The organism is Streptomyces sp. PH9007 (assembly GCF_059813725.1).
Genome location: NZ_CM187440.1, coordinates 5,068,824 through 5,089,606, shown reverse-complemented (window position 1 = coordinate 5,089,606; position 20,783 = coordinate 5,068,824). Strand labels below are relative to the sequence as shown.

Sequence of the window (20,783 nt, the reverse complement as noted above, 5' to 3'; positions counted from 1 at the left end):
CAGGCCCCCACCACCGTGGCCTCTCCGCCCGGTACGGGTCAGCAGACGCTGCACCCGCCGCCGGGCTCCGCCGCCGGGGCGGCGGGGGCCGGGGCGCCGATCGTCGGGAGGCCCAGCATCACGCCCTGCGGCTTCGCCGCGGCCTGCGGGGCGGCGTTGCGCAGTTCCCAGGCGTCGCCCGCCCGGGTACGCCGCACCGCGCTCGGCGGGGCCTCGGCGAGCAGGTGGTGCGGGGCCGCGTAGCTGATCTCCACGGTGACCATGTCACCGGGCCGCACCGGCTGCCCGGGCCGCGCGAAGTGCACCAGCCGGTTGTCGGGGGCGCGCCCCGACAGGCGGCGGGTCGCGTCGTCCTTGCGGCCCTCGCCCTCCGCGACGAGCACCTCCACCGTGCGGCCGACCTGCCGCTTGTTCTCCTCCCAGGAGATCTCCTCCTGGAGCGCGACCAGCCGCTCGTACCGCTCCTGGACGACGGCCTTGGGCACCTGTCCGTCCATCTCGGCGGCCGGGGTGCCCGGGCGCTTGGAGTACTGGAAGGTGAACGCCTGCGCGAACCGCGCCTCGCGCACCACGTGCAGGGTCTCCTCGAAGTCCTCGTCCGTCTCCCCGGGGAAGCCGACGATGATGTCGGTGGAGATGGCGGCGTCCGGCATCGCGGCGCGCACCTTCTCGATGATGCCCAGATACCGTTCCTGCCGGTACGAGCGGCGCATCGCCTTCAGCAGCCGCGAGGAGCCGGACTGCAGCGGCATGTGCAGTTGCGGCATGACGTTCGGGGTCTGGGCCATCGCCTCGATGACGTCGTCCGTGAAGTCGCGCGGATGCGGCGAGGTGAACCGCACCCGCTCCAGGCCCTCGATCCGGCCGCAGGCGCGCAGCAGCTTGGAGAACGCCTCGCGGTCACCCATGTCGGAGCCGTAGGCGTTGACGTTCTGCCCGAGCAGGGTGATCTCCAGGACGCCCTCGCCGACCAGGGCCTCCACCTCGGCCAGCACATCGCCCGGCCGGCGGTCCTTCTCCTTGCCGCGCAGCGCCGGGACGATGCAGAAGGTGCAGGTGTTGTTGCAGCCGACCGACACCGACACCCACGCCGCGTACGGGCTCTCCCGCCGGGTGGGCAGGGTGGAGGGGAACGCCTCCAGCGACTCGGCGATCTCCACCTGTGCCTCGCGCTCCACGCGGGCGCGCTCCAGCAGCACCGGGAGCTTGCCGACGTTGTGCGTGCCGAAGACCACATCGACCCACGGCGCGCGGCGCGTGATGGTGTCCCGGTCCTTCTGGGCCAGGCAGCCGCCGACGGCGATCTGCATGCCGGGGCGGGCGGCCTTCTTGGGGGCCAGCTGGCCGAGGTTGCCGTACAGCCGGTTGTCGGCGTTCTCCCGGACCGCGCAGGTGTTGAAGACCACCACGTCGGCGGTCTCGGCGTCCTTCCCGGCGCGGACGTAGCCTGCCTGCTCCAGCAGCCCTGACATGCGCTCGGAGTCATGAACGTTCATCTGACAGCCGAACGTTCTGACTTCGTATGTGCGCGCGACTTCCGGCATGCGAGTGCTCAATCCAAAGAGATCCGGGACCTGATATTGCGGATCACCCAGTTTACGTGCCGCCGCCGACAGCCCGCCCTTGCCTCCGGGGGCGGACAACCCGCAGGATCTGCCGCATGGTCTCCCTGCGCCTCCCGCCCCCGCTGCGCCGCCGTCCGGTGCCGGTCCTGCTCGGTGTCGCCGTCGTGCTCGCGCTGCTGGGGGTGGTGCTGTGGGCACCGGCCACCCGGGGCCAGGAGAGGCTGAGCGGCTCGCTGACGCTGAGCACCGGGGCGCCGAGCGGGGTGTACGCGCGGTACGGGACGCTGCTGCAGAGCCAGCTGGCCCGGGAGGCCCCGGATTTGGAGATCACGCTGCGCGGCAGCGCCGGGTCGGTGGAGAACATCGAGCGGCTGGTGTCGGGGGAGGCGGACTTCGCCATCGCGACGGCGGACTCGCTCGCCTCGTACCAGGCGGCGGGCGGCGAGGGCGCGGACACGCTGCTGGCGTGCGCCCGGCTGTACGACGACTACATCCAGCTGGTGGTGCGGGCCGATTCCCCGGTGCAGAGCGCCGCCGACCTGGCGGGCCTGCGGGTCGGGGTGGGGCAGGACCAGTCCGGGGTGCAGCTGGTGACGCGCGAGCTGCTGGCGGCGGCCGGGCTCGACATGGACCGGGACATCACGGCGGTGCGGCAGGGCATCAACACCACGCCCACCATGCTGGAGGCGGGGCGGATCGACGCGTTCTTCTGGTCCGGCGGGCTGCCGACCTCGGCGGTGGAGCGGCTGGCGCAGCACTCGGACGTCCGCCTGGTGCCGCTGGGCGATCTGGTGCCGGCGCTGCGCGGCGAGGACGGCTCGTACCGCGACCACTACCGGGCGGCGGTGCTGCCGCCCGACGCCTATCCGGACATCGCCGGCAGCCAGGTGATCGACACGGTCGCGGTGGCGAATCTGCTGGTGACCACGGACCGGGTGGACACCGCGCTGGCGGAGCAGATGACCCGGTCGGTGATCAACGGCCGGGACCGGATCGGTTCGCAGGTGCACGCGGCGCAACGCGTCGATCTGCGCACGGCGATCTACACGCAGCCGCTCCCGCTCCATCCGGGGGCGCGGGAGTACTACCGCTCGGCCAAGTCCTGAACGCCGGCCCCTCCCCGGCCGTGTCCCGCGCCCCCTCGTGCGCGCGGCGGAAGTGATCTAGCCTCGGTGGGCGCGCAGTCCTGGTAATCCCGGTAGTCCGGGAAGTCCCGGTCATCCCGGTTCGACGACGAGCCTTCGGAGCCCGCCATGCATGACGACCGCAGCATTGTCGAAGACCGGCTGCGGCGCGTTCTCGATGAACGCGTCCGGCCCGCCGTCCACCGGGACCCGGTGCCGCTGACCGTGGAGCGCTGGGACGCTCCCGGCGAGCCCGTCCCCGTCGCCGAGGCGCTGGCCGCCCCGTACGCGCCGTGTGCCGGGGCCGGGGAGCGCTGGGGCCCGGCGTGGGGCACCACCTGGTTCAGGGTGACCGGCAGCGTTCCGCGGGGCTGGGCCGGCCGCAGCGTGGAGGCGGTGCTGGACCTGGGTTTCGACCGCGGCATGCCGGGCTTTCAGTGCGAGGGCCTGGTGCATCTCCCCGACGGCACCGTGGTGAAGGGCCTGAACCCCGACAACTCCTGGGTGCGGCTGGCTGACTCGGCGGCCGGCGGCGAGGAGGTGGTGCTGTACGTGGAGGCGGCGGCCAACCCGATCCTGAACGACCCGCGCCCCACCCGCCAGGGCGATGTCCGCACGGCGGGCGACGAGCCGTTGTACCGGCTGGCCGCGATGGACCTGGCCGTCTTCGAACCGCAGGTCTTCGAGCTGGTGGCGGATCTGGAGGTGCTGGGCGGGCTGATGACCCAGCTGCCGGTGGAGGACGCGCGGCGCTGGGAGTTGCTGCGCACCATCGAGTCGGCGCTGGACGTCCTGGACCTGGACGATGTGCCGGGCAGCGCGGGCGCCGCACGCACCCGCCTCGCGCCGGCGCTCGCCGCCCCCGCGCGCGCCTCCGCGCACCGGCTGAGCGCCGTGGGCCACGCGCACATCGACTCGGCGTGGCTGTGGCCGCTGCGCGAAACCGTGCGGAAGGTGGCGCGTACCACCGCCAACGTCGTCGCGCTGATGGACGAGCACCCGGAGTTCGTGTTCGCGATGTCCCAGGCGCAGCAGCTGGCCTGGCTCAAGGAGCACCGGCCCGAGCTGTTCGCGCGGGTGAAGAAGAAGATCGCGGCCGGCACCTTCGTCCCGGTGGGCGGGATGTGGGTGGAGTCGGACACCAACATGGTCGGCGGCGAGGCCATGGCCCGGCAGTTCCTGTACGGGAAGCGGTTCTTCCTGGACGAGCTCGGGATCGAGACCGACGGGGTGTGGCTGCCGGACTCGTTCGGCTACACGGCGGCGATGCCGCAGCTGGTGAAGCTGTCCGGCTCCAGCTGGTTCCTGACCCAGAAGATCTCCTGGAGCCAGACCAACGCCTTCCCGCACCACACGTTCTGGTGGGAGGGCATCGACGGGACCCGGGTCTTCACCCACTTCCCGCCGATCGACACCTACAACTCCGATCTCGGGGGCGCCGAGCTGGCCCGCGCGGCGCGCAACTACCGCGAGAAGGGCCGCGGCACCCGTTCCCTGGCGCCCTTCGGGCACGGCGACGGCGGCGGCGGTCCCACCCGGCAGATGCTGGCCAGGGCCCGCCGGCTGGCCGATCTGGAGGGCTCGCCCCGGGTGCGGATCGAGGAGCCCAGCGCGTTCTTCGACGCGGCCCGGGCGGAGTACGAGGACGCCCCGGTGTGGGTGGGCGAGCTGTATCTGGAGCTGCACCGCGGCACGTACACCTCGCAGGGCAAGACCAAGCAGGGCAACCGGCGCGCCGAGTCGCTGCTGCGCGAGGCCGAGCTGTGGGCGGCCACCGCCGCGCTGCGGGTGCCCGGCTACGCGTACCCGTACGAGGATCTCGAACGGCTGTGGAAGACGGTGCTGCTGCACCAGTTCCACGACATCCTGCCGGGCTCGTCCATCGCCTGGGTGCACCGCGAGGCCCGGGCCACGTACGAGCGGGTGCACGGTGAGCTGGCAGCCCTCGCCGGGGCCGCCCAGCGCGCACTGGCCGGAGACGGCGCGGGCGGCGGCGCGGACGGCGGCGCCGACGCCGTGACGGTGTTCAACGGCGCCCCGCACGCCCGCGGCGGCATCCCCGCGGGCGGCGCCGCCCCGCGCCCGCCGCGCGCCACCCCGCCCGTCACCGTGGCCGAACGCGCCGGGGGCGGTTTCGTCCTGGCCAACGGCCTGCTGCGGGTGGAGATCGACCACCGGGGCCTGCTGGTCTCAGTACGTGACGGCGACGGGGAGGGCGTGGGCCGTGAGGCCATCGCCCCGGGCCGGGCCGGCAACCTCCTCCAGCTCCACCCGGACCTGCCCAACCACTGGGACGCCTGGGACATCGACGCCTTCTACCGCCACAACACCACCGATCTCACCGGTTTCGACGAGTTCGAGCTCGCCGAGGCGGACGAGGACGCCGCCACCGTGCGGGTGACCCGCTCCTTCGGCGCCGGCTCGGCCGTACGGCAGCGCATCACGCTGCGCTCCGGCGCCCGCCAGGTCGATCTCGACACCGAGATCGACTGGCAGGAGAGCGAGAAGATCCTCAAGGCCGCCTTCCCGCTGGATGTGAAGGCCGACCACTCGGCCGCCGAGACCCAGTTCGGGCACGTCTTCCGCCCCACCCACACCAACACCTCGTGGGAGGCGGCGAAGTTCGAGATCTGCGCGCACCGCTGGCTGCACGTCGGCGAGCCCGGCTGGGGCGCGGCGCTGCTGAACGACTCCACCTACGGACACGACGTCACCCGCGAGGTACGGGCGGACGGCGGGCAGACCACGACCGTACGGCTGTCGCTGCTGCGCGCCCCGCGCTACCCCGACCCGGAGACCGACCAGGGCACGCACCGGCTGCGGTACGCGCTGGCGCCCGGTGCGACGCTCGCCGACGCGGTACGCGAGGGGCACGCCCTGAACCTGCCCGAGCAGTCCGTCCCCGGGAACGCCACCGTCACGCCGCTGGTGAGCGTGGCACCGGAGGCGCCCATCGTGGTCGAGGCCGTCAAACTGGCCGAGGACCGCAGCGGTGACGTGGTGGTGCGGCTGTACGAGTCGGGCGGCGGCCGGGCGAGCGGCCGGCTGCTGGCGGGCTTCCCGCTCGCCTCGGCGACCGCCACCGATCTGCTGGAGCGCCCCCTGACCGACGCCCCCGGCTACCCGGTGGGCCGGGACGGCGGGGTGGAGCTGACCCTGCGGCCCTTCGAGATCCTCACCCTGCGGCTGGTGCCGGCCGCCGCTGCGGGCTGACCTCGGGCGCGTGCCGGGGCACGGAGACCAGCACGCGCAGTCCGTGCGGCTGGTTGTGGGCGTAGGCGATGGTGGCGCCGCCCGCGGCCAGCAGCACGTGCACGATGGACAGGCCGAGACCGGATCCGGCGACGTTCTGGTGGCGCCCGGCCCGCCAGAAGCGGTCGCCGATCCGCTCCAGCTCCTCGTCGTCCAGGCCGCGCCCGGTGTCGGCGGTCTCGATGGTGACCCGGTCCCCCTCGGCGGTGACGGTGACGGTGACCTCGCCGCCGAACGGCGTGAACTTCAGCGCGTTGTCGACCACCGCGTCCAGCGCGCTGGAGAGCGCCACCGGATCCGCCCAGCCGGTGACCGCGCCGGCCCCCGCCTGGCGCAGCAGCACCCCGCCACGGCCCGCCACCGGCCGCCAGGAGCCGATCCGCTCGGCGACCAGCGCCGCCACATCGGTCAGCCGCAGGTCGGCGGCGGCGTGCTCGGCCAGCGCCAGGTCCAGCAGGTCGTCCAGGACCCGCGCCAGCCGCTTGCCCTCGGCCTGCACGGAGGCGAACTCCGCGCTGCCCTCGGGGAGGTCGAGACCCAGCAGCTCGATGCGCAGCAGCAGGGCGGCGAGCGGGTTGCGCAGCTGGTGAGAGGCGTCGGCGACGAACGCCCGCTGCTGTTCGAGGATCTCCTCGACGTGGTCGGCCATCTCGTTGAAGGACCGCGCCAGCCGTTTGAGCTCGGGCGGCCCGCCGCCGGGCGCCACCCGGGCGGTCATCCGGCCGGTGGAGATCTCGTGGGTGGCCCGGTCCAGCACCCGCACCGGGCGCAGGATCCAGCCGGTGAGCTGGTAGGCGGCGGCCAGCGCCAGCAGCATCGCGGCGGCCAGACCGTACCCGATGGGCAGCCAGCCGGACAGGATGCGCGAGCGCAGCGGGCCGGTCGGTGACTCGGTGACGACCACCGCGATCACATCCCCGTCGCGGATCACCGGGGAGGCGACCACCAGGGTGCGCTCGTCGTCCCAGGGCCACACCTGGCCGGGGCCGCGGCTGCGTCGCCCGGCCAGCGCCTCGGCGAAGGCGTCGCCGTCCTCCTCCCCGCGCGGCGCCGCCCAGCCGTCGGGCGCCACCGCCATCGGCTCCCCGTCCCGCTGGAAGACGCCTGCCTTGATCCCGTACACCTCGTGGTAGCGCCGCAGTTCCTCCTGGAGGGTGCCCAGCGGGTCGGCGGCCCCGTCGCCGTCGGGCGACTGGCCGGCGGCGAACTGGGCGAGCGAGGCGAAGCGGGCGGTGTCGTCGATGCGGTCGACGACGACGCGCTGCTGCTCGGTGCTGGCCTGGCTGGTGGCCAGAGGGATGCCGAGTGCCAGCAGCACCGTGGCGAGCAGCACGGTGAGCAGCAGGAGGAGGCGCGAGCGCATGTCGGGGCGGGTCTCTCAGCGGGGCGGCAGGGCGAGCCGGTAGCCGACGCCGCGCACGGTCTCGACGAGTTCGGGGCGGCGCAGCTTGGAGCGCAGCGAGGCGATGTGCACCTCCAGGGTGCGGCCGGTGCCCTCCCAGCTGGTCTGCCACACGTCGGAGATGATCTGCTCCCGGCGGAAGACCACCCCGGGCCGGTGGGCCAGCAGTGCCAGCAGGTCGAACTCCTTACGGGTCAGCGCGATCCGTTCGCCGTCCACGGTCACCTGGCGGGTGGCGTGCTCCAGGGTGACCGGGCCCAGGGACAGGACGCCGGCGGGGCCCTCGGCGCGCTCGGGCTCCTCGGCGGCCTTGCGGCGGCTCACGGCGTGGATGCGGGCCAGCAGCTCGCCGGTGTCGTACGGCTTCACCACGTAGTCGTCGGCGCCGATGTTCAGGCCGTGGATGCGCGAGCGTACGTCGGCGCGCGCGGTCACCATGATCACCGGGATCGAGGTGAGGCGGCGGATCCGGCCGCACACCTCGAAGCCGTCCAGGTCGGGCAGGGTGAGATCGAGCAGGACGACGTCGAAGGAGCCGTTCCGCAGCCGGGTCAGTGCGTCCTCGCCGCCCCGGGCGTGCGCCACGGAGATGCCGTGGCGGCCGAGCACCGCGATGAGGGCGGCGGCCACGTGCTCGTCGTCCTCGACCAGGAGGAGTCTCATCCCGCTCCGCGACCTCCCATCCGCTGCGCTGCCGGTGTGCTTCCTATCTGCATCCATCACGCGGGCGGACCCGGAGTCAAGGGGCTTCCGGAGAGCTGAACTGTTCCGTTATCCGGAAAACGGGGAACGCATACCGACAGCGACCGGGCGTCACCGTACGCATTCCGCGCGATCGGATCGTGATGCTCAATTTCCGCTCAACTCTGCTGACGCTGCCCCGCGTGCTGGCTAGTGTCCCTGCAACCGACGAGGACGGAGCAACCCCACGATGAGCGAGACGTCGCTGACCAAGGAACCCGAGGACGCGTCGCCTGCGACGGGAGACCTGGTCGTCCTGGACAGCGTGAACAAGCACTTCGGCGCGCTGCATGTGCTTCAGGACATCAACCTGACCATCAAGCGCGGCGAGGTCGTCGTCGTCATCGGTCCCTCCGGATCCGGCAAGTCCACGCTGTGCCGTTCCATCAACCGGCTGGAGACCATTGACGCCGGAACGATCACCATCGACGGCGATCCCCTTCCGCAGGAGGGCCGCGAGCTGGCCCGGCTGCGCGCCGATGTGGGCATGGTCTTCCAGTCCTTCAATCTGTTCGCGCACAAGACCGTGCTGCAGAACGTGATGCTCGGCCCGATCAAGGTGCGCCGCAAGGACAAGGCCGAGGTCGAGACCCGGGCCCGGGCCCTGCTCGACCGGGTGGGCGTCGGCAACCAGGCCGACAAGTACCCGGCGCAGCTCTCCGGCGGCCAGCAGCAGCGCGTGGCCATCGCGCGTGCCCTGGCGATGGAGCCGAAGGTGATGCTCTTCGACGAGCCCACCTCCGCCCTGGACCCGGAGATGATCAACGAGGTCCTCGAAGTCATGCAGCAGCTGGCTGCCGAGGGCATGACCATGGTCGTCGTCACCCATGAGATGGGCTTCGCCCGTTCCGCCGCCAACCGCGTGGTGTTCATGGCGGACGGCCGGATCGTCGAAGAGGCCGACCCCCACCAGTTCTTCGACAACCCGCGCAGCGACCGGGCCAAGGACTTCCTGTCGAAGATCCTCGCCCACTGAGCCCGGCACGCCGCACGCAACCGATACGCACAGCACGTTCGACGAAGAGGGAAGTACAACCATGAAGCTCCGCAAGGCAAGCGCGCTGGCCGCCTCCGTTCTCGCCCTGTCCCTGACCGCGACCGCCTGCGGTTCGAGTGACGACAGCGGTGACGGTGGGGGGGACAAGATCACCGTCGGTATCAAGTTCGACCAGCCGGGTCTGGGCCTGAAGACCCCCGACGGCTCTTTCGCCGGCTTCGACGTCGACGTGGCCACGTACGTCGCCGGTGAGCTGGGCTATGAGCCGGGCGACATCAACTTCGTCGAGTCCCCCAGCCCCGAGCGCGAGAACCTGCTCAAGCGCGGTGACGTCGACTTCATCGTCGCCACCTACTCCATCACCGACACCCGCAAGCAGGAGGTCGACTTCGCCGGCCCGTACTTCGTGGCCCACCAGGATCTGCTGATCCGCGCCGACGAGGACGTCACCAGCGAGGACGACATCAACAGCCTCACGCTGTGTTCGGTCGCCGGCTCCACCCCGGCGCAGCGCATCAAGGACGAGATCGCCCCCGACGCGGGTCTGCACGAGCAGGCCACCTATTCCGAGTGCCTTGCGGGCCTGGAGAACGGCACGGTCGACGCGATCACCACGGACGACGTCATCCTGGCCGGCTACGCCGCGCAGGACCAGCACCAGGGCAAGTTCAAGCTGGCCGGCCTGAACCTCTCCGACGAGTTCTACGGTGTGGGTGTCCAGAAGGGCTCCGACCTGCGCGCCGACATCAACACCGCCATCCAGAAGATGATTGACGACGGCGAGTGGGACGCGGCCATCGAGAAGAACGTGGGCCCCTCGGGCTACGCCGCCGAGGGCGCCCCGGAGATCACGGAGACCAACTGAGCGTCCGGGCCACGGGGAGGGAGCGCCGCCGCTGACATCCGGCGGCGGCGCTCCGCCCCACCTCCTCATCCCACTCTCCGCCGAGACTGCGAGATTCCGTGTTCGAATTCCTTGATCTCGAACGGTATGACCTGTTCGGGGCGTTCTGGGTAACGGTGCAGCTCACCTTCTACTCAGCCGTCGGATCCCTCATCTGGGGAACCATCCTGGCCGGGATGCGCGTCAGCCCGGTCCCGATCATGCGTGCCTTCGGTACCGCCTATGTGCATATCTTCCGCAACACCCCTCTGACCCTGATCATCCTGGCCTGCTCGCAGGGCCTGTACTTCACCCTGCAGTTCGACATGGGGGCCAACGGCGACCTGAAGACGCTGGGCTTCCGGCTGGCGGTCCTGGGCTTCGTCGCCTACACCGCCACCTTCGTCTGCGAGGCGGTGCGCTCCGGCATCAACACCGTCCCGGTGGGCCAGGCGGAAGCCGCCCGCGCACTGGGGTTGAACTTCTTCCAGGTGCTGCGACTCATCGTGCTCCCCCAGGCGTATCGCTCCGTGGTGGCGCCGCTGGCCAACGTGCTGATCGCGCTGACCAAGAACACCACGATCGCCTCCGCCATCGGCGTGGCCGAGGCCTCCGCCCTGATGAAGGCCATGATCGAGAACGAAGCCCAACTGATTCCGATCGCGGCGATCTTCGCCCTGGGATTCATCATTCTCACTCTCCCCATGGGGCTGTTCCTCGGCTGGGTGAGCAAGCGCGTGGCGGTGAAACGATGAGCGACCTCTCCGTTCTGTACGATGCCCCGGGCCCCCGCGCCCGTCAGCGCAACGTCCTGATCGCCGCCGTCTTCCTGGTCCTGCTCGCCGCGGGCGCCTGGTGGCTCTACCGGACGCTGGACGACAACGGTGAGCTGGAGGCCCGCAAGTGGGAGCCGTTCGTCACGGACTCCCAGGTGTGGACGACCTACCTGCTGCCCGGTCTGCAGGCCACCCTGACGGCGGCGGCGCTCGCCATGGTGATCGCGCTTCCGCTGGGCGCGGTCCTGGGCATCGGCCGGCTGTCGGACCACTGGTGGATCAGCAAGCCGGTCGGCGCGATCGTCGAGTTCTTCCGCGCCATTCCGGTGCTGCTGCTCATGCTGTTCGCCAATGAGGCGTACGCCATGTGGACGGGCGTGGACCGTGCCGACCGGCCGATGTACGCGGTGGTCACGGGCCTGGTGCTGTACAACGCCTCGGTCCTGGCCGAGGTGGTCAAGGCCGGCATCCTTTCCCTGCCCAGGGGCCAGCGTGACGCCGCTCAGGCGATCGGCATGCGCAAGAGCCAGATGATGACCTTCGTCCTGCTGCCGCAGGCGGTCACGGTGATGCTGCCGGCGATCGTCAGCCAGCTGGTCGTCATCGTCAAGGACACCGCACTCGGTGGTGCCCTGCTCGGCTACAGCGAACTCATGCGCAGTGTCGGTCTGGTCAGCGCGAACTACGGCAACGTCATCGCCAGCTTCGTGGTCGTCGCGGTGATCTTCATCGTGGTGAACTTCCTCATCACCAGCTTCGCCAGCTGGCTGGAGGGCAAGCTGCGGCGTGGCAAGCGCAGCACCGGGGCGACGGTGACCGTCGACCCGGGCGACCAGTTCGGTGCCGGCGAAGCCGGCGGCATCTCGGGCGTCAGGGTGAAGGGGCCCGAGCCCAAGGATGGCGGGGACCGGATCGCCTGATCCGGCCGACTCCCGACTGGCTTGGCTTCAGGCCGACTTGACGCAAGAACAACCGCTGGGTTGCATACATGATGTGCTGCCCGTGATCATTGCCGGCGCGGGCCCGATCGGGCTCGCGCTGGCGCTTGCCCTGGCCGGGCACCGTGTTCCCACCATCGTGCTCGATGGTGCCGACGGCCCCCCGCCGCCCCGCCTCGCCCGTACCTGCGTCCTCTTCCCGGACCTCGCCCACTGGGCCAGGCTGCCGGGCCTGGGCCGGGAGACCGCCACCCTCAGCGGCTGGCACACCCGGCAGCGCGGCCGCACGGTCGCGCACCGTCCCTTCACCGCCGGTGAGGCGCCGTTCCACCTTCCGCAGCACGCCCTGGAGGGTGCGCTGCGCGCGGCGGTCGCCGGCCAGGAACTGATCCGTGTCCTCACCGGCACCCGCGTCACCGCCGTGGAACAGAGCGACACCGAGGTCGTCGTCCGCAGCACCGAACTCACCGAGCAGACCCTGCGCGGCAGTTATCTGGTCGGCTGTGACGGCGCACGTTCCACCGTGCGCAAGCTGCTGGGCATCGGCTTCCCCGGCCGCACCGCCGTCGAGCGGCACGCGGTGGCGGCGCTGCGCACGGAGCTGCCGTGGCCCGGCGAGGGCGGGGTGCACCGGGGCGGCCCCGGCGGCGAGGTGACCGTCCGGCCACTGCCGGGTAACCGCTGGCGGCTGGATTGGCCGCTGCCCGACGAGGACGGGCTCATCACCCCGGACGCGATGCTGGAACGGGTGCACACCACCCTCGGCGGCTGGCATGACGGCGACCTGCCGCCGTACGAGCTGCTGGATGCCGGGGTCCAGGTCTGTCATCAGCGACTGGCCCTGCGCTGGCGCTCGGGGCGGGTCTTTCTCGCCGGGGACGCCGCCCGCCTGCTGGGCGCGCTCGGCACCCAGCAGATCGCCGAGGGCCTGCGGGACGTCGAGAATCTGTCCTGGAAGCTGGCCGCCGCCTGTCATCACGCGACGGCCGCGCATCTGCTGGACAGCTATGAGATCGAGCGCCGCGCCGCGGTCGCCGACCGGCTGCGGGCCGTGGACCAGGCGCTGCCCCTGGTACGCGGCCGGCGCGGGCTGCTCACCCGGCTCGTGCGCGGCCGGGGCAAGGGGCGGCTGCGGCTGCTCACCGACGGCCACACCGGCGACGGGGCGCTGGGCGCGCCCGGCCGCTACCCGGACTCGCCACTGACCTTCGTCTCTCGCCGGGCCACCAGCGCCACCCCGCCCGGGTCCACGGTGCTCGATGTGCCGGTGACCGCGCTGGACGGCACCCGCACCCGGCTGCGGCACTGCCTGGGCGGGCCGCTGCTGCTGATGCTGACCGCCCCCGGCTCGCGGGTGTGGGACGCCAAGCACTGGCTGTCGGCGGGGCTGATGCCCCGGCTGGCGGTGGCCGCCCGGGCGCTTCCGGTGCCCACCGAGTTGCTGGTCACCGAGGAGTATCCGGGCGCGGCGGCGCACACCCTGCTGGTGATCCGGCCCGACGGCCATCTGGCGGCGACCCTGCCCGGCGCGGACCGGGAGGAGCTGCTGGCCTTCATAGCGCGCTGGCGTGCGGAGGCGGCGGCGGGGCCGGAGGGCGGGACGGACGCCCGCGCGGACACCACGGCTGCCTGAGGACCCGGGCGGTCAGTGACCGGGCCGCGGCCCGGTCACTGACCGGTGGCGGGCGGCGGCCAGGCCGCGGAGTCCTCCCATGCGTCCTCCTCCTGGTGGCCCTCCGCCTCCAGGGCCTGCCGGACCACCCGCAGAGCCATCCCCTCCGGGTAGCCCTTGCGGGCCAGCATCCCGGCCAGCCGGCGCAGCCGTTTGTCCCGCTCCAGCCCCCGGGTGGCGCGCAGCTTGCGCTCCACCAGTTCGCGGGCGGTGGCCTCCTCGCGCTCGCTGTCCAGCGTGCCCACGGCCTCCTCGATGACGGCCGGGTCCACCCCCTTGGTGCGCAGCTCCCGCGCCAGCGCCCGGCGGGCCAGGCCCCGGCCGTGGTGCCGGGACTCGACCCAGGCGCCGGCGAACGCGGCGTCGTCGATGAACCGCAGTTCCTCGAAGCGGTCCAGGACCTCTTCGATCACCGGGTCGGGGATCTCCCGCTTGCGCAGCGCCTCCGTCAGCTGCTGCCGGGTGCGCGGGGCCCCGGTGAGCAGCCGCAGGCAGATCGCCCGCGCCCGTTCCGCAGGGTCCCGCGGCTCCCGCTCCTTCTGCGACGCCCCCGCCCCGGCCCTCGACAGGGAGGGGGCATCGCCGCTCTCGGTGCGCCGGGTCACCGTCAGCTCTTGGCCGCGGCGGCCGCGGTCTTGGCCGTCTTGGTGGCCTTGGCCGCCGGCGCGGGCACGGTCTTCGCGGCGGCGGTGGCGGACGCCCCGGTGGCGGCCGTCTTCGCCGCGTCCTTGGCCGGCTCGCCCTCGCTCGTCCCGGTCTTCGGGCCGATGCCCAGCTTCTCCTTGATCCGCCGCTCGATCTCATTGGCGAGATCGGGGTTGTCGCGCAGGAAGTTGCGGGAGTTCTCCTTGCCCTGCCCCAGCTGGTCGCCCTCGTAGGTGTACCAGGCGCCGGACTTGCGGACGATGCCGTGCTCCACACCCATGTCCAGCAGCCCGCCCTCGCGGCTGATGCCCATGCCGTACAGGATGTCGAACTCGGCCTGCTTGAACGGCGGGGCCACCTTGTTCTTGACGACCTTGACGCGGGTGCGGTTGCCGACCGCGTCGGTGCCGTCCTTGAGGGTCTCGATCCGCCGGATGTCCAGGCGCACCGAGGCGTAGAACTTGAGCGCCCGGCCACCCGTGGTGGTCTCCGGCGAGCCGAACATCACCCCGACCTTCTCCCGGAGCTGGTTGATGAAGATCGCGGTGGTCTTCGACTGGTGGAGCGCACCGGTGATCTTCCGCAGGGCCTGGCTCATCAGCCGGGCCTGGAGACCCACGTGCGAGTCGCCCATCTCACCCTCGATCTCGGCGCGCGGCACCAGGGCGGCCACCGAGTCGATGACGATCAGGTCCAGGGCTCCGGAGCGGATCAGCATGTCCACGATCTCCAGCGCCTGCTCGCCGTTGTCCGGCTGGGAGAGGATCAGCTGATCCACGTCCACGCCCAGACGCTTGGCGTACTCCGGGTCCAGCGCGTGCTCGGCGTCCACGAACGCGACCGTGCCGCCCGCCTTCTGGGCGTTGGCCACCGCGTGCAGCGTGAGGGTGGTCTTACCGGAGGACTCGGGGCCGTAGACCTCCACCACCCGCCCGCGCGGGAGACCGCCGACGCCCAGGGCCACGTCCAGGGCCGTGGAGCCGGTGGGGATGATCTCGATGGGCTCGTCAGGGCGCTCCCCCAGGCGCATCACCGCGCCCTTGCCGAACTGTCGTTCAATCTGTGCGAGAGCGGCGTCGAGCGCCTTCTCGCGGTCCGTACCTGCCATGGGAGCCACCCGGTCCGTCTGATTCGATCGCTTCACACTCACGGACGCTAGTGCCTGCCACTGACAATCGACGCCGACACCCGGCCGGGGCACCGCTCCGCACCCTCATAAGAATGGATGTTCGATTTTTGTGTCAAGCGCCCCCGCCCGACCTGTGGAAAACCTCATCTCCGCAGTTCAGCGCAGGTGCGCGGGCACCTCGACCGCCGCGCAGACCCCGCGCCAGACGTCTTTGACCGCCCATCCGGCGTCCAGCGCCTCGTGCACCGTCCGCCCGCCCAGCTCGGACATCACATGGTCCCGGGCGAACGATTCCGCGTACGCGGGCCCGAAGTTTTCCCGCATCCGCGCCCAGAATTCCGTCAACCGCATGGTTCCAGTATCCCGCCCCCGCGCGGCCGGTCCCGGCAACCCTCGCCACGGCCCCGGCCGGCCGCCGCCCCCGCCGCCACCCGGCCGTTTGTCAGTGGCCGGGTGCACGATGGTCGGGTGAGCACTTCCAGCGCCCTGAGCGGATTCTCCCCGGCCACCCGCGCGTGGTTCACCGGGGCCTTCTCCGCGCCCACCCCCGCCCAGGAGGGCGCCTGGCACGCGATCGCCGCGGAGTCCGACGCGCTGGTGGTCGCCCCCACCGGCTCCGGCAAGACCCTGGCCGCCTTCCTCGCCTCCCTGGACCGGCTGGCCGCCACCCCGCCCCCCGCCGACCCCCTCAAGCGCTGCCGGGTGCTGTACGTCTCCCCGCTCAAGGCCCTTGCCGTCGACGTCGAACGCAACCTGCGCAGCCCGCTGACCGGCATCCGGCAGGAATCCGTCCGCCTCGGCCTGCCGGAGCCGGAGATCACGGTCGGCATCCGCTCCGGCGACACCCCGCCCGCCGAACGCCGCGCCATGTCCCGGCGCCCCCCGGACATCCTGATCACCACCCCCGAGTCGCTGTTCCTGATGCTGACCTCCGCCGCCCGCGAGGCGCTCGCCGGCGTGGAGACGGTGATCCTGGATGAGGTGCACGCGGTGGCCGGCACCAAGCGCGGCGCCCACCTCGCGCTCTCCCTGGAACGGCTCGACGCCCTGCTGGAGCGCCCCGCCCGCCGCATCGGGCTGTCCGCCACCGTGCGCCCCGTCGACGAGGTGGCCCGCTTCCTGTCCCCGCGCCGCCGCGCCACCATCGTGCAGCCGCCCAGCGGCAAACAGTTCCAGCTGTCCGTGGTCGTCCCCGTCCCCGACCTCGGCGAGCTCGGCGGCTCCCCCGTCCCCGACGCCCCCGGCTCCGGCGAGAAGCCCTCCATCTGGCCCTCCGTCGAGGAGCGCATCGTCGACCTGGTGCGGGCGCACCGTTCCACCATCGTCTTCGCCAACTCCAGGCGGCTGGCCGAGCGGCTGTGCAACCGGATGAACGAGATCGCCCACGAGCGCGACACCGGCACCCCGCTCCCCGAGGAACACTCCCCCGCCGACCTGATGGGCGGCTCGGGCGCCGCGAAGGGCGCCCCGGCCGTCCTCGCCCGCGCGCACCACGGCTCGGTCTCCAAGGAGCAGCGCTCCCAGATCGAGGAGGACCTCAAGGCGGGCCGGCTGCCCGCCGTCGTCGCCACCTCCTCACTGGAACTGGGCATCGACATGGGCGCCGTCGACCTGGTCATCCAGGTGGAGTCCCCACCCTCGGTGGCCTCGGGGCTCCAGCGTGTGGGCCGCGCCGGACACCAGGTGGGCGCGGTCTCCTCCGGCGTGGTCTTCCCCAAGTACCGGGGCGACCTGGTGCAGTCGGCGGTGGTCACCGAACGGATGCGGGCCGGTGCCATCGAGGCCCTGCGCGTCCCGGCCAACCCGCTCGACGTCCTGGCCCAGCAGCTGGTCGCGATGACCGCCCTGGACACCTGGGACGTGGACGAACTGCTCGCACTGGTGCGCGGCGCCGCCCCGTTCGCCGCGCTGCCCGAATCGGCCTTCCACTCGGTCCTCGACATGCTCGCCGGCCGCTACCCCTCGGACGCCTTCGCCGAGCTGCGGCCCCGCCTCGTGTGGGACCGGGTGGCGCACACCGTCACCGGCCGCCCCGGCGCCCAGCGGCTGGCCGTGACCTCCGGCGGCACCATCCCCGACCGCGGCCTGTTCGGGGTGTTCCTGGCCGGCTCCGACCCGCGCAAGGGCGGCGGCCGGGTCGGGGAGCTGGACGAGGAGATGGTGTACGAGTCGCGGGTCGGCGACGTGTTCACCCTCGGCACCACCTCCTGGCGGATCGAGGACATCACCCGGGACCGGGTGCTGGTCACCCCGGCACCCGGGGTGCCGGGGCGGCTGCCGTTCTGGAAGGGCGACCAGCTGGGCCGCCCGCTGGAGCTCGGCCGCGCCCTCGGCGCCTTCCTGCGCGAGGTCGGCGCCCTGGAGCCCGCCGCGGCCCGGGAACGGCTGACCGCGGCCGGCCTGGACACCTGGGCCGTGGACAACGTCCTCGGCTACCTGGACGAGCAGCGCCGGGCGTGCGGGCACGTCCCCGACGACCGCACCATCGTGGTGGAGCGGTTCCGCGACGAACTGGGCGACTGGCGGGTGGTGGTGCACTCCCCCTTCGGCGCGCAGGTGCACGCCCCCTGGGCGCTGGCCCTCGGCGCCCGGCTCACCGAACGCTTCGGCGTGGACGCCCAGGTGCTGCACGCGGACGACGGCATCGTGCTGCGGCTGCCCGACATCGATCTGCTGGGCTTCGACCCGGACAGCGCCGCCCCCGACGCCGGCCTCGACCCCGCGCGGTACGCGGCGGACGACGGACAGCCCCCGGTCACCGCCGCCGATGTGCTCTTCGAGGCGGGCGAGGTCGACGACCTCGTCACCGAACAGGTCGGCGGCTCCGCGCTGTTCGCCGCCCGCTTCCGCGAGTGCGCGGCCCGCGCGCTGCTGCTGCCGCGCCGCGACCCCGGCCGCCGTACCCCGCTGTGGCAGCAGCGCCAGCGCGCCGCCCATCTGCTCTCGGTCGCCAGCGAGTTCGGCTCGTTCCCGATCGTCCTGGAAGCCGTGCGCGAATGCCTGCAGGACGTCTTCGACGTGCCGGGGCTCGCCGAACTCATGCGCGACATCGCCGGACGCCGGGTCCGCCTGGTGGAGGTCACCACCCGCGAACCCTCGCCCTTCGCCCGCTCCCTGCTGTTCGGGTACGTGGCGCAGTACCTGTACGAGGGCGACTCGCCGCTGGCCGAACGCCGCGCCGCCGCCCTCTCGCTGGACTCCCGGCTGCTGTCCGAACTGCTCGGCAAGGCGGAGCTGCGCGAGCTGATCGACCCCGGCGTCCTGGAGGAGCTGGAGCGCGAACTGCGCTGGCTGACCCCGGAACGGCGGCTGAAGGACGCCGAGTCCGTCGCCGACGCGCTGCGCGTCCTGGGCCCGCTGACCGACGCCGAGCTGACCGAACGCGGCGCGGAACCGCACTGGGCCGAGCAGTTGGAGCACACCCGCCGCGCCCTGCGGGTGCGCATCGGCGGCCGGGAGCACTGGGCGGCCGTCGAGGACGCCGGACGGCTGCGGGACGCCCTGGGGGCGGCCCTCCCGGTGGGGGTACCCGAGGCGTTCACCGAGCCGGTGCGCGATCCGCTGGGTGACCTGCTGGCCCGCCACGCCCGTACCCACGGCCCCTTCACCTCCGCGCACGCCGCCGAACGGTTCGGGCTGGGCACCGCCGTCGCCGACGGCGCGCTGCACCGGCTGGCGGCCGAGGGGCGGCTGGTCCAGGGCGAGTTCCACCCCCAGGGGCGGGGCCAGGAGTGGTGCGACGCGACGGTGCTGCGCCGGCTGCGGCGCCGCTCGCTGGCCGTGCTGCGCCAGGAGCTGGAGCCGGTGCCGCCGACCGCGCTGGCCGCCTTCCTGCCGCGCTGGCAGCACGTCGGCGACCCGTCGGGCGGCGGGGGCGGCCTGCGGGGCGTCGACGGACTGCTGCGCGCCGTGGAACAGCTCCAGGGCGCGCCGGTGCCCGCCTCCGCCCTGGAACGGCTGGTACTGCCCTCCCGGGTGCCCGGGTACGGCCCACATCTGCTGGACGAGCTGACCACCTCGGGCGAGGTGGTCTGGGCGGGCGCCGGGGCGCTGCCCGGCAAGGACGGCTGGGTGGCGCTGTATCCGGCGGACAGCGCCCCGCTGCTGCTGCCTCCCGCGCACCCGCTGGAGCTGACCCCGGTTCACCAGGCGGTGCTGTCGGCCCTGGAGGGCGGCTACGGGCTGTTCTTCCGGCAGATCGCCGACCGGGTCCATCAGCAGGGGTCCGACACACCGGAACCCGCGCTGGCCGAGGCCGTGTGGGAGCTGGCCTGGTCCGGGCGGCTGACCAATGACTCGCTGGCCCCGCTGCGGTCACTGCTGGGCTCGGGGCGCACGGCGGGTTCCACCGCCCACCGGGCCCGGCGCAGCACCCCGCGCGGCCGGTACGGCTCCCTGACGGTGGCGGCGGGCCCCGGCCGCAGACCGCCGGCCTCGCGCGGCGGACCGCCCACCGTGGCGGGCCGCTGGTCGCTGCTGCCGCCCCGGGAGAGCGATCCGACGGTCCGTGCGCACGCCCTGGCCCGTACGCTGCTCGACCGGCACGGGGTGGTGACCCGGGGCGCGGTGTCCGCCGAAGGGGTGACGGGCGGCTTCGCGGCGGCCTACCGGGTGCTGTCGGTGTTCGAGGAGAGCGGCCAGGCGCGGCGCGGCTACGTGGTGGAGGGCCTGGGCGCCGCCCAGTTCGCGATGGAGGGGGCGGTGGACCGGCTGCGGGCGATCGCCACCTCCGGGGAGCATCCCGGCCCCGGGACGGCGGGCAAGGCGGTGGTGCTGGCGGCGGCCGACCCGGCCAACGCCTACGGTGCCGCGCTGCCGTGGCCTGAGCCCCCGCAGGACGCCGGCCACAAGCCCGGCCGCAAGGCGGGCGCCCTGGTCGTCCTCGTCGACGGCGCCCTGGTGTGCTACCTGGAGCGCGGCGGCCGGTCCCTGCTCGCCTGGCGGGACGCGGACGACACGGAAGCCCTGCGGGCGGCGGCCGGGGCGCTGGCGGCGGCGGCCGGACACGGCGCGCTGGGCACCATCACGGTGGAACGGGTCAACGGCACGGCCGTGCTGTCGGACCCCACTTGGGTGCGGCTGCTGGAGGAGGCGGGCTTCCACGCCACCCCGCGCGGATTGCGGCTGCGCGGTTGAGCCGGCCGGAGGCGCGCTCCGGAAAGACCGACCGGGAAGGGCCCTGACGGCTCTCCCCGGCGGTGTGGTGCCTGTGTGCTCAGGCCGCTACGACGTCCACGGCCTCGGCCGGCGCCTTGATCGTCACATGCTCGTCCGGACGGTGCGTGACCGAGGTCACGCGGACCGGGTTGAGCATCGGGCGCATCGGGGCCGGCACCGCGTCGCTCGCGGCGGACGCGGCCAGCTCGGCGAGTGCCAGCTCGTCGCTGACCTCCCGCATCAGTTCCGACATCCGCAGCTCAAGAGCGTCGCAGATGGCAGCCAGCAGCTCCGAGGACGCTTCCTTCTGCCCGCGCTCCACCTCGGAGAGGTAACCGAGCGAGACCCGGGCTGACGAGGACACTTCGCGCAGAGTGCGGCCCTGTCGTTGGCGCTGCCGACGCAGCACGTCACCCAGTAGGCGACGGAGCAGGATCATCGGTGGCTCCCTCCTCGGACCGTTGGCCTCGCTTGCTTCATGCCCCACCGTACCGCCTCGGAC

The 20,783-nt window shown here is 72.7% G+C and carries 14 protein-coding genes and 1 pseudogene; 8 read left to right on the top strand and 7 right to left on the bottom strand.

Translation table 11 applies throughout. The features are described 5' to 3' along the window. Positions 1–38: 38 nt before the first annotated feature. Complete coding sequence (miaB, locus tag ACTFAP_RS23490; protein ID WP_390125803.1) at positions 39–1,544, bottom strand: tRNA (N6-isopentenyl adenosine(37)-C2)-methylthiotransferase MiaB; 1,506 nt, start codon at positions 1,542–1,544, stop codon at positions 39–41. Positions 1,545–1,660: 116 nt separating this feature from the next. Here miaB and ACTFAP_RS23485 point away from each other — a divergent pair, with 116 nt between their 5' ends. Continuing rightward, the gene (locus ACTFAP_RS23485) at positions 1,661–2,671 is read left to right on the top strand and encodes a TAXI family TRAP transporter solute-binding subunit (protein WP_500467321.1); all 1,011 of its coding nucleotides are present in this window, start codon (positions 1,661–1,663) and stop codon (positions 2,669–2,671) included. A gap of 147 nt (positions 2,672–2,818) precedes the next feature. Continuing rightward, positions 2,819–5,902, top strand: coding sequence for an alpha-mannosidase (locus ACTFAP_RS23480; RefSeq protein ID WP_500467320.1), 3,084 nt, complete (start codon positions 2,819–2,821; stop codon positions 5,900–5,902). Here ACTFAP_RS23480 and ACTFAP_RS23475 read toward each other — a convergent pair. Both ACTFAP_RS23475 and ACTFAP_RS23470 read right to left on the bottom strand, forming a co-directional pair. After that, a complete protein-coding gene (locus tag ACTFAP_RS23475; RefSeq protein ID WP_495682219.1) occupies positions 5,865–7,304 on the bottom strand; it encodes an ATP-binding protein in 1,440 nt (479 codons plus the stop codon). The two genes, ACTFAP_RS23480 and ACTFAP_RS23475, sit on opposite strands and share 38 nt — an antisense overlap. Positions 7,305–7,319: 15 nt before the next feature. Then, complete coding sequence (locus ACTFAP_RS23470) at positions 7,320–8,006, bottom strand: response regulator (RefSeq protein ID WP_495682218.1); 687 nt, start codon at positions 8,004–8,006, stop codon at positions 7,320–7,322. A gap of 268 nt (positions 8,007–8,274) precedes the next feature. Between ACTFAP_RS23470 and ACTFAP_RS23465 the strand changes: the two genes are divergently transcribed. The 5 genes from ACTFAP_RS23465 (at position 8,275) to ACTFAP_RS23445 (ending at position 13,311) form a co-directional block, all read left to right on the top strand. Further along, a complete protein-coding gene (locus tag ACTFAP_RS23465; protein WP_390125816.1) occupies positions 8,275–9,060 on the top strand; it encodes an amino acid ABC transporter ATP-binding protein in 786 nt (261 codons plus the stop codon). 61 nt (positions 9,061–9,121) lie between these two features. After that, a complete protein-coding gene (locus ACTFAP_RS23460; protein WP_495682217.1) occupies positions 9,122–9,946 on the top strand; it encodes a transporter substrate-binding domain-containing protein in 825 nt (274 codons plus the stop codon). A 98-nt stretch (positions 9,947–10,044) separates the two neighbouring features. Further along, complete coding sequence (locus ACTFAP_RS23455; protein ID WP_390125821.1) at positions 10,045–10,719, top strand: amino acid ABC transporter permease; 675 nt, start codon at positions 10,045–10,047, stop codon at positions 10,717–10,719. Further along, complete coding sequence (locus ACTFAP_RS23450; protein ID WP_500467319.1) at positions 10,716–11,660, top strand: amino acid ABC transporter permease; 945 nt, start codon at positions 10,716–10,718, stop codon at positions 11,658–11,660. The genes ACTFAP_RS23455 and ACTFAP_RS23450 overlap by 4 nt, the downstream gene beginning before the upstream one ends. A 73-nt stretch (positions 11,661–11,733) precedes the next feature. Continuing rightward, complete coding sequence (locus ACTFAP_RS23445; protein ID WP_495682215.1) at positions 11,734–13,311, top strand: FAD-dependent monooxygenase; 1,578 nt, start codon at positions 11,734–11,736, stop codon at positions 13,309–13,311. Positions 13,312–13,346: 35 nt separating this feature from the next. On the opposite strand, the pseudogene recX reads toward ACTFAP_RS23445, so the two are convergent. From recX to ACTFAP_RS23430, 3 genes and pseudogenes are all read right to left on the bottom strand, one after another. Then, positions 13,347–14,036: pseudogene (recX, locus tag ACTFAP_RS23440) on the bottom strand (recombination regulator RecX); the annotation flags it as partial. After that, positions 13,958–15,103 (bottom strand): recombinase RecA, encoded by a 1,146-nt coding sequence (recA, locus tag ACTFAP_RS23435; RefSeq protein WP_495682214.1) that lies wholly within the window; start codon positions 15,101–15,103, stop codon positions 13,958–13,960. The pseudogene recX and the gene recA, both read right to left, overlap by 79 nt. A 177-nt stretch (positions 15,104–15,280) precedes the next feature. Beyond that, on the bottom strand, positions 15,281–15,475 hold the full coding sequence (locus tag ACTFAP_RS23430; protein ID WP_030730086.1) for a DUF3046 domain-containing protein: 195 nt from the start codon (positions 15,473–15,475) through the stop codon (positions 15,281–15,283). 117 nt (positions 15,476–15,592) lie between these two features. Between ACTFAP_RS23430 and ACTFAP_RS23425 the strand changes: the two genes are divergently transcribed. Beyond that, complete coding sequence (locus tag ACTFAP_RS23425) at positions 15,593–20,260, top strand: ATP-dependent helicase (protein WP_500467318.1); 4,668 nt, start codon at positions 15,593–15,595, stop codon at positions 20,258–20,260. Positions 20,261–20,339: 79 nt separating this feature from the next. Here ACTFAP_RS23425 and ACTFAP_RS23420 read toward each other — a convergent pair whose 3' ends face one another. Next, positions 20,340–20,720, bottom strand: a complete 381-nt coding sequence (locus tag ACTFAP_RS23420) for a helix-turn-helix domain-containing protein (protein WP_026047653.1) — start codon at positions 20,718–20,720, stop codon at positions 20,340–20,342. Positions 20,721–20,783: the final 63 nt, after the last annotated feature.

Excerpts from the sequence above, each read along its gene's own strand:
- ACTFAP_RS23420 (WP_026047653.1), bottom strand. The coding sequence starts at position 20,720 with ATGATCCTGCTCCGTCGCCTACTGGGTGACGTGCTGCGTCGGCAGCGC.
- ACTFAP_RS23460 (WP_495682217.1), top strand. The coding sequence starts at position 9,122 with ATGAAGCTCCGCAAGGCAAGCGCGCTGGCCGCCTCCGTTCTCGCCCTG.
- ACTFAP_RS23480 (WP_500467320.1), top strand. The coding sequence starts at position 2,819 with ATGCATGACGACCGCAGCATTGTCGAAGACCGGCTGCGGCGCGTTCTC.
- ACTFAP_RS23470 (WP_495682218.1), bottom strand. The coding sequence starts at position 8,006 with ATGAGACTCCTCCTGGTCGAGGACGACGAGCACGTGGCCGCCGCCCTC.
- recA (WP_495682214.1), bottom strand. The coding sequence starts at position 15,103 with ATGGCAGGTACGGACCGCGAGAAGGCGCTCGACGCCGCTCTCGCACAG.
- ACTFAP_RS23475 (WP_495682219.1), bottom strand. The coding sequence starts at position 7,304 with ATGCGCTCGCGCCTCCTCCTGCTGCTCACCGTGCTGCTCGCCACGGTG.
- ACTFAP_RS23430 (WP_030730086.1), bottom strand. The coding sequence starts at position 15,475 with ATGCGGTTGACGGAATTCTGGGCGCGGATGCGGGAAAACTTCGGGCCC.
- ACTFAP_RS23450 (WP_500467319.1), top strand. The coding sequence starts at position 10,716 with ATGAGCGACCTCTCCGTTCTGTACGATGCCCCGGGCCCCCGCGCCCGT.
- miaB (WP_390125803.1), bottom strand. The coding sequence starts at position 1,544 with ATGCCGGAAGTCGCGCGCACATACGAAGTCAGAACGTTCGGCTGTCAG.
- ACTFAP_RS23465 (WP_390125816.1), top strand. The coding sequence starts at position 8,275 with ATGAGCGAGACGTCGCTGACCAAGGAACCCGAGGACGCGTCGCCTGCG.
- ACTFAP_RS23485 (WP_500467321.1), top strand. The coding sequence starts at position 1,661 with ATGGTCTCCCTGCGCCTCCCGCCCCCGCTGCGCCGCCGTCCGGTGCCG.